The following is a 6642-nucleotide window of genomic DNA, read 5'->3' as shown; positions in this document are numbered from 1 at the left end:
ATTAAACATAGTATCCTAAACTAGAGTACTCTAAGTACTCGAAGTTTAGGATTTTTTAATTACAGTGCTTTAACTATTAAATATATAAGGGTATTATTAATAGTAGTTAAAGTATTTAAAGGTGGTGGAAAGATGAAGGTTCAGAAAGTAATTGTGGAGGAAAAATCATATCCGTTATACATACTGCTAGATAAAGAATTTGAAGTGATAGAACCGGTTAAGCGATTTATAAAGTACTTGGATAATACGGGCAAAGCTCCAAATACCATTAAAACATATTGTTATCATCTCAAGCTGTTTTATGAATTTATGAGCCAAAGTAGAATCGAATTAGGAGATTTACAATTTGAGGATTTAGCAAACTTTGTAGGATGGTTAAGAAATCCAGCAGGGCATTTAAAGGTAATAGATATACAACCAAAGAAGGCTAAAAGAGAGGAAACATCAGTTAATTCCATACTTAACGCTGTAACTAGTTTCTTAGAGTATTTAAATCGCACAGAAAATTTTAAAGCTATAGATATGTCTAAAGAAGCAAGAGGAAGAAACTTTAAGGGGTTTCTTCACCATATTTCTAAAGGTAGATCCTATAAAAAAAATATTTTAAAGCTTAGGGTCAAAAAGAAACTTGTACAAGTATTAGAACATGGACAAGTCAAAGCAATAATTGAGGCATGTCATACCAAAAGAGATAAGTTACTTATTATGCTTATGTATGAAGGGGGACTTCGGATAGGAGAAGCATTATCCCTTCGTATTGAAGATATTTCAACATGGGATAACCAGATTAACATCAGGCCAAGAGATCATAATGAAAATGGAGCTTATATTAAACTTAAAAAAGAAAGAACTATTGATGTAAGTAAGGAATTAATGGCATTATATACCGATTACTTAGTACATGAATATGGGGAAGATTTAGATCATGATTATATATTTATTAATCTTAAAGATTCTTATTTTGGCCACCCTCTAAAATATCAAAGTGTATTAGACTTAATAAGAAGACTAGGAAAACGGACAGGGATTACTTTCACTGCCCATATATTACGTCATACGCATGCCACAGAGCTTATTAGAAGTGGATGGGATGCTGCATATGTACAAAAAAGATTAGGGCATGCCCATGTACAAACAACACTTGATACGTATGTTCATCTTTCTGATCAAGATATGAAGAATGAATATAAAAAGTATCTTCAAGGGAGAGAAACATGACAATGAAATTTCCAAGTGTAGCAACTAATCGAAAGCTTATCGCTAGTACAGAGATTAATAAAAAAATAGCTAATATGACAAGTGTTTTAAAAGGTTATTGGGCAGCAGATAGATGGGATATAAGAATTTGTCCGCATCCTAGTGCAATTGAGTTAAGTAAGAATCCGTCACTAAGAAATCGTTGGGTAAATTTCGATAAGGTGGAAAATGTCTGGTTGAAAACAGAATTAAAATATTTTTATTACCTTCACTTGAATAATGGAGCTTGGAATGCAAAATCCGTTTGGATTAGAAAGGGAACAGTGATAAGCCGGATGATGGGATTTTTAAATTTAAAATATCCTAATATTACATCGATAACCGAAGTGCCTATAAAAAAAGCTTTGACAGAATACCGGACCTACTTAACAGAACAAAAAGTAAAAACTACGACTACTAATTACAAACTTGATGTAAATCAGCAGAAAGTTACTGTACATGCGAATTCCTATTACGTTACTCATCTTAAGCAGTTTATGGAATTCTATGAGGACTTCTATTTTGATGGGGAAGAATGGGAAAAAGATGTTTGGAATCGAAGAAAATTATCATTACCGGAAGATAAGGTAAACCCAACATCCTACGAATATACGATCAACTTTAAGGGTTTTAAGAATAATTATTTTAAAGAAATAGTTAAGCGATATTGTAAACTAATGTTAAACACAGCTAGCTTTTCTCACGTAGTAGATATAGCTTCAAAATTAAAAGAATTTTTTAATTTCATGAACAAAAATTGTGAAGGTATACAAAGGATTCATCAATTAACTAGAAATGAAATTGAGCAATATTTTAATTATATTAATTTAAAAGGTTTAAAACCCAGTACTGTAACTGGACGAATATCTACTTTAGACGTTTTTTTTACTACAATTCAAAGATATGACTGGAAGGATACACCTTCTAAGATCCTTATCTTTCAAGAAGATTACCCTAAAGTGCCGAAGGCACTACCACGTTATATTGATGAACATATACTTGAACAATTAAATGGGAAATTAGATAAATTGGAACCTTATATTGCTACAATGGTTATGGTACTTCAAGAATGCGGGATGCGTATCAGTGAACTTTGTACATTGAAAAAAGGGAGCGTCATAACCGATAAAGAAGGGGATTGCTTTTTAAAGTATTATCAGTGGAAAATGAAGAAAGAGCATATCATTCCTATTTCTAAAGAAATTGCTGCATTGATATTAGTTCAAGAGCAAAGGGTGGCTGATGAACTCGATGATGGATGTGTATATGTGTTTCCCCGAAAAGATTGCTCACCATTGAAACAAGATACCTTTAGGGTTAAATTAAATGAACTAGCTTATGAAGAAAAGATAACGGACAGCAACGGAGAAATTTTTCGTTTTCATGCTCATGCCTTTCGGCATACAGTTGGCACTAGAATGATAAATAACGGAGTGCCACAACATATTGTCCAGAAGTTCTTGGGTCACGAATCACCGGAAATGACGGCAAGATATGCACATATTTTTGATGAAACCCTAAAGAAGGAATTTACGAAATTTAAGGAAACCTTAGTAACGAATAACGGTAGCATTCTGGATTTAAGTGAGGAAAATACTGAAGCTGACAATACAGATCTTCAATGGTTTAAAAAGAATATCAATGCACAGGCACTTCCTAATGGCTATTGTCGGTTACCAGTAATTGCAGGACCATGTCCTCACGCAAATGCATGTTTAGATTGTACGAATTTCTGTACAAGTAAACAATTTCTTACTGAACATGAAGAGCACTTAGAGCGAACTAAAGAAATACTAAATAGGGCTAAACAAAACCAATGGCAGCGTCAGGTTGAAACCAATGAACGTGTTAAAAATAGATTAGAACAGATTATTCATTCGTTAAAGGAGACGAATTAAAATGATTAGAAAAGGTAACACAACTGCCATAGTTCAGCTAGCTAAAGACAAGTCGGAGAAAACAAGAATTAGGGTTGAAAAGACAATTTCAGAGATGGCATTGAAAGAAGAGAAGATTAATTTTAATTCCGTTGCACAAAAAGCAAATGTTTCAAAGTCATGGCTTTACAAACAAAAAGATATTAGAACTAGAGTGGAGACATTAAGAGGGATGCAGATAAGTGAGTTAACCCCCCGTAAACCTAGTAAAAGCCCTCGTTCAGAGGACGTATTAATAAAAACCTTAAAAAGCCGTATAAAGGCGTTAGAAGAAGAGAATGAACGGTTAAAGGATCAAGTTCAAAAATTACATGGCAAGCTGTTTTAGCAGATTTGTGTTTCTTGGAATTTATTGGGCACTTTGAATTGGCTACCTAAAATGAAATCGCTAAAACCTTCAATAACTTCAATAGCCCATTTCCCTAAATGTGTTAAGGGGAAATGGGCTTTCTTCTAGTATTGTTGGCATGATCGCAGAAGTGTTTTATGCTCTTAAATAATACTTTTTAATATATTGCAAATACTCATTAGCACTTTTCTGTATCTCTTCGCCCTTCATATCCGAATTAGCACCGTAAAGTACAAACTCTGGTACATATTCAGCATGAATCTATGCACATAAAGATTTGAATGGTGTTAACATCTGGGTTAATGTATGCTTGTTTTTACCCATACTTGTAAATTCACCTTTTTTTACGCCAGCTGATATAGCTAATCCTAATTTTCGATTATAAAATATTCTTTTACCCTTTGATCCGTAAGCCCATCCATATATAATCACTTCATCGATCCATTTTTTTAATAATGAAGGAGAACTATACCAATATAATGGAAATTGAAAAATAATATTATCATGATTTTCAACTAATTCCTGCTCTCTTTTTACATTTATAATAAAATCAGGATACTCTCTATAAAGATCATGAATGGTAATTTCGTTTGAATAAGACGCTGCTTTTTCTACCCAAACTTTATTGATTCGAGAATTTGGCATATCTGGGTGAGAAACGATCACCAATGTTTTCATTGTTTCATCCTTAACATACTCAACTTTCGCACCAATAAAACAGTGTACGAAAGTTGAGTTACTTAAAAGTATTCTATTCTAAGAAATTCAAATTTGCGTGATTCCTAAGCTATTTATTTACAGCTTAAACTATAGAAGATGAACTAAACAATAACTAATCTTTACATAACTAAGTTATTACCCACGCTTTTTTAAACCTAATCCAGCTATTAAGGCAATGAGTATTGCCCCTGTAGCTGCAAGGAACGCATCTGAGTAGGACATAGCGTCCAATATATATAATGGATTTATCGGCTCAGTAGCATCACGTCGAGCGGATAATAATGCTCCAATCATACCTGCTCCAGTTCCTGCTCCAAGGTACAAAGCACCTTGGAAAATCCCCATTCCGACACCAACCTTGTCTGCATCGAGTGCACTTACTGCGGCGTTATTTGCGGGAGAATTCGTGAATGCAAAAGCAATCCCTACTCCGAGGACCCCCACGGAAACTAACAGAGGTGAAGCACCAGATGCATAGGTGGACAAGAATAAGGTAGACAGCCCCATCAGAGTCATCCCAGTAATTATCAGACGTTTATCCCCAAATCGATCAGAAAGACGGCCAACGAAGGGAGATAAGATTGCAACAGCCACACCACCTGGCAACAATATCATTCCAGCCTGTCCAGAAGAGAGTCCATTCACCTCAACGACTAGTAATGGGACGAACACAAGAACAGCGAAATAAGCAAACATCGAAAAAAATGCAATTATGACCGTATTGACATAATCCTTGTTATTGAACAGGACAGGTGGTACAAATGGATTTTCTGCGGTAACAATTCTCCAAATAAATCCCACCAAAGCTACAACAGAACCAATTAGGCTAGTTAACGATGAGAACGAAGAAAAACCAGAAGTTTCTCCTTGAGTGATGCCAAAAAGGAGTAATCCTACTGTGAGGCCGAGGAATAAACCACCAATGAAATCAAAGTTCTTATTGCTTCCTACGGATTCTGCCGGTTTAATTGTCGGTAACGCGTAGTAGGCACCAATAACAATCATAATGGCTAACAAAAATGTGAACCAAAACAAGGCATTCCACCCTAAATATTGACCAACTACTCCACCAAATATTGGACCAGCAGCAGTTCCAACACCAATACTTCCTGCGATAATTCCCAAAGCTCCCCCACGTTTTCCTTGTGGGAAAACCTTCGAAATTGCAATGACTGATAGAACTGGAATTGCGGACATCCCAGCACCCTGAACCATTCTTCCCAAAACCAACAATGGGAGGTTCGGGGCAATTGCACATAAAAGACTACCACTTGCCAGAATCATAATGGCAAAGATATATAGCTTTCGTAACTCAAAAAAGTCTGAGATTCGACCATAAATCGGAACTCCAATCGCAAGAACAAGTGCAATACCACTAACTATCCAACTCACTTGAGATTTCGAAGCTTCTAAATCTTTGCTTATTAGTGGAAGTACGGGATTGACTATATCACTCGTAATTGCACCTACAAGTACAGATAGGGAGAGTACCATCATTAAAAGCCTAGTAGAACCCCTTTTTTCAGATTGAATCATTTCTTTAGATTTACTATCCTTTTTCATTTTATTTCCTCCTAAAATATATTGTGATTTTAGGAGGCTAAATCCACTGCTTTCACCATAAACCTCACCTCATATCTATTTATATTGTAAAACCAAATCAACGAACTCACCATATTTCTACAGCATGATTAAAGATTCGGTTCTCCAAACTAACTGAACTGATCAAACAAAAAAAAGGCACCAGTTTAACAACCGGTGCCTAATCATTCGTATGCATTTTTACAAATGCAATAGATTCATAAATTTTTGCCCATTATATAAAAGGAGGCAAAAAGTTTTCCGGTAGTGTTTCCATTTTTTGTTTTTGTGAAAAAGGACATACTGATCCCGTTGTACCTAAATCCCCTGAAACTTTTACATGCTTTCTAAACTCGACATTAATGAAATCAATTCCCATTACTTTTTGCCTCCTTTCTCATATTGTGATAATAACACAATAATAATTGATGAAAAAGAAATAATCAACCCTACTTTTTTGAAAACCAATTTAAAGCTTTACTACTTTTACTTACATAATAAAGGCAGGTGCAGTATAAACTTTTTTAAATAGGTCTTCTTTAACGAGCAGGTAGCGTCAGTTAAAGTAGATAATTTAAGATCGAAATCATATTATAGATATTCCGAAATTGGGCGTGATTGTTGCAGGTCAAAAGCTTAATTCCTCGATAAAATAAAAAGGAATTAGTTTTTTTATTTGTGGTACATTCTTCTGACCGTAATCAATTGTCATCTAATAATTACATTGTATTTTTTCATTTGATTTAACACGTTAAATATATGTTCTTAAAGTAAAAACATTGATGTTAATGGATTTTTAGTAATTTACTCTTGATAAGA

The 6642-nt window shown here is 34.5% G+C and carries 6 protein-coding genes; 3 read left to right on the top strand and 3 right to left on the bottom strand.

Annotated elements, in window-relative coordinates; genetic code table 11:
- Positions 1–132: 132 nt before the first annotated feature.
- From KA814_RS13340 to KA814_RS13330, 3 genes are read left to right on the top strand one after another with little or no spacing between them, the layout of a single operon-like run.
- The gene (locus KA814_RS13340; RefSeq protein ID WP_000867971.1) at positions 133–1218 is read left to right on the top strand and encodes a tyrosine-type recombinase/integrase; all 1086 of its coding nucleotides are present in this window, start codon (positions 133–135) and stop codon (positions 1216–1218) included.
- A 2-nt stretch (positions 1219–1220) separates the two neighbouring features.
- Positions 1221–3134 carry a tyrosine-type recombinase/integrase gene (locus KA814_RS13335; RefSeq protein WP_029658482.1) on the top strand — a complete coding sequence of 638 codons (1914 nt, stop codon included), beginning with the start codon at positions 1221–1223 and terminating at the stop codon, positions 3132–3134.
- A 1-nt stretch (position 3135) separates the two neighbouring features.
- The gene (locus KA814_RS13330; RefSeq protein WP_000619629.1) at positions 3136–3501 is read left to right on the top strand and encodes a DUF6262 family protein; all 366 of its coding nucleotides are present in this window, start codon (positions 3136–3138) and stop codon (positions 3499–3501) included.
- Positions 3502–3783: 282 nt separating this feature from the next.
- Here the strand turns inward: KA814_RS13330 and KA814_RS13325 are convergent, their stop codons facing one another.
- From KA814_RS13325 to KA814_RS13315, 3 genes are all read right to left on the bottom strand, one after another.
- Positions 3784–4200, bottom strand: coding sequence for an NAD(P)H-dependent oxidoreductase (locus KA814_RS13325; RefSeq protein ID WP_000855243.1), 417 nt, complete (start codon positions 4198–4200; stop codon positions 3784–3786).
- A gap of 177 nt (positions 4201–4377) precedes the next feature.
- Positions 4378–5805, bottom strand: coding sequence for a chloramphenicol/florfenicol efflux MFS transporter FexA (fexA, locus tag KA814_RS13320; protein ID WP_078122474.1), 1428 nt, complete (start codon positions 5803–5805; stop codon positions 4378–4380).
- Between the two features lie 253 nt (positions 5806–6058).
- A complete protein-coding gene (locus tag KA814_RS13315; RefSeq protein WP_002360221.1) occupies positions 6059–6202 on the bottom strand; it encodes a hypothetical protein in 144 nt (47 codons plus the stop codon).
- Positions 6203–6642: the final 440 nt, after the last annotated feature.

The organism is Staphylococcus sp. GDY8P196P, from assembly GCF_017891705.1.
GTDB lineage: Bacteria > Bacillota > Bacilli > Staphylococcales > Staphylococcaceae > Staphylococcus > Staphylococcus ureilyticus.
This window is presented reverse-complemented; position numbering and strand designations above follow the sequence as displayed.